Origin of the sequence: uncultured Methanobrevibacter sp. (genome assembly GCF_937906425.1) — an archaeon.
Taxonomy (GTDB): Archaea; Methanobacteriota; Methanobacteria; order Methanobacteriales; family Methanobacteriaceae; genus Methanobrevibacter.
This window is the reverse complement of record NZ_CALCYR010000310.1, coordinates 1-2030: the sequence shown is the minus strand read 5'-3', so window position 1 is coordinate 2030 and position 2030 is coordinate 1. Positions and strand designations below refer to the sequence as shown.

At 29.0% G+C, this 2030-nt stretch carries 2 protein-coding genes; both read right to left on the bottom strand.

Going from position 1 to position 2030, the window contains the following annotated elements; genetic code table 11:
- Positions 1 to 100: 100 nt before the first annotated feature.
- On the bottom strand, positions 101 to 484 hold the full coding sequence (locus Q0138_RS09190; RefSeq protein ID WP_297983792.1) for a hypothetical protein: 384 nt from the start codon (positions 482 to 484) through the stop codon (positions 101 to 103).
- A 299-nt stretch (positions 485 to 783) separates the two neighbouring features.
- A complete protein-coding gene (gene priS, locus Q0138_RS09185; RefSeq protein ID WP_297983789.1) occupies positions 784 to 1776 on the bottom strand; it encodes a DNA primase catalytic subunit PriS in 993 nt (330 codons plus the stop codon).
- Positions 1777 to 2030: the final 254 nt, after the last annotated feature.

Sequence of the window (2030 nt, the reverse complement as noted above, 5' to 3'; positions counted from 1 at the left end):
GTAAAAATAATTAAAAAAGAATAATTAAAATAAAAAAACAAGATTAGTTTAAAAAAAAAAAGAAAAAGAAAAAATAGTATTTAAATAAAAAATACTATAATTAACTAATTTTTTCCACTTTTAATGGACCATCATTTTCTGTATAGTACATTACATATGTTCCAGGTTCCATTCCTTCATTTTGACCTGTCTCATTTTCAGAAACTGTAAATACCTGCTTATGTACTACATCACCAGGATCTGTACTGCTTACAGAAGAACTGTTGTCTGAATTGTCTGTAGAATTAGAATTTTCTGCATCTTCAGAATCATCAGAAACATTTAAGTCCAAATTGCTTGAATTTATAACTTCACTTGTATTGTTGTTTGCATTTAATACATTAACATCACTGCCGCCAATGTTTAAATGAGTGTATGCAAATACGCCAATAGCTATAACAATAACTAAAACAACTACAAGCAATGCTGCATTCTTTTTATCCATTTTAAACCTCCTAGGACAATATTAAAAAGCCTTAAAAAAAACTATAAAATATGCTAAAATTATACTTAATTAAATTTTTATTTTATAAACTATATAAAAATAATGATTTTTAATATTTAAATTGAAAAACTAAACTGAATTAAGCAACTAAAAGAAAAATATTAAACAAAAATGAGTAAAAAAAGAAGTTTGATAAATAAATATAAAGATGAAAAAGGGATTCAAAAACCAAAAAAAGAGAATAAAAAAAGAAAAATAGATTCAAAAACAAAAGAATATGAATTTAAAATAATATTAAGCTATTTAGAGGCAATAGATTCGTCCTTACGTTCATAAACAAACTTAGGAACAGCATGCTTAAAAGGATCAAATGTTTCAGGATTCTTTACCTCAACGCATTTCATACTAACCTTTGAATGCAATGAACTAGGAAGTCTTAAAATCCTCTTTAAATCAATAGTCACCTTAGCATCAATTGTAGCCAAATTAACCCTTGCCATCGCATTTACCATATCCTTATACCTTCTAGGACCTATGTTTTTCTTAAAGCCTACCCAATCATCATCAAGAAGAAAATCCCTATTCTTAACCAAATCCTTCATTAACCTTTGATTAATTCCATCTATCTCCTCATCTCCCCTTAAGTGAAGAATATTGTACTTCAGCTTTTCAGTAAAAACCTTTGGATATGCAATGGGAATGATGAAATGATCAAAATTATATGGCTGTCCACCAGGTGTGGGATTTGGATACTGTGACCTTGGAACATTTGCTCCTGCAACATACTTAAGAACTTCAGCCCTCAAGTCACTGTCAGCCTCCATCATGACAGGATCCAATATCCTTATGTGGAAACCACGACCTGAATATATAAGGTGAATGTTTTTAAGTCCCAAATCTCCTTTCAAGGTGTCTATCATAATATTGACACGTTCCAAGGCCTCTGCCAAACAGATTTCGCAAACGCCATCACATCCGCATGAACGGATAGGCAAATCCTTTGCATCTATATCAAATATGTATTCCGCCTTTTGCCAAGCTCCACGCTTACGTGGATTTTGATAAAATGCTACTGAAATGTATGCTGCAAAGGGAGTCTTGTATCTTAAAAAACGTCTGAGGGTTTCTGTTCCCTTAAATGTTTTATATCTGTCATTTGGACCGTTTCCAATATGATCAAAACCAAATTCCCTTTTGGTGATTCCATCTGCTATAAAGTCAGGCAAGTCCTTTTCAGACCATTCCTCCCTATAGTATATTCTCCTTTCCGCCAAACTTGCAGGACCATACATAAAATCACCAAATAGAATATTTTTATTAAATTTAAAACAATTGAAAATAATTTAATTAAAATAAAAACAATTAATCCAATAAACAAAATTTAAAACAATGAAAAATAATTTAATTAAAATTAAAGTACTTAAAATTAAAAATATTTATGATTGATATTATACTTAAAACTTATTATAAATCAAATAAGTTTTTTAAAAATAAAAGATAAATAAGAAAAATAAGAATAAAAGAGATAAATAAGAGAATAAATAAG

Excerpts from the sequence above, each read along its gene's own strand:
- priS (WP_297983789.1), bottom strand. The coding sequence starts at position 1,776 with ATGTATGGTCCTGCAAGTTTGGCGGAAAGGAGAATATACTATAGGGAG.
- Q0138_RS09190 (WP_297983792.1), bottom strand. The coding sequence starts at position 484 with ATGGATAAAAAGAATGCAGCATTGCTTGTAGTTGTTTTAGTTATTGTT.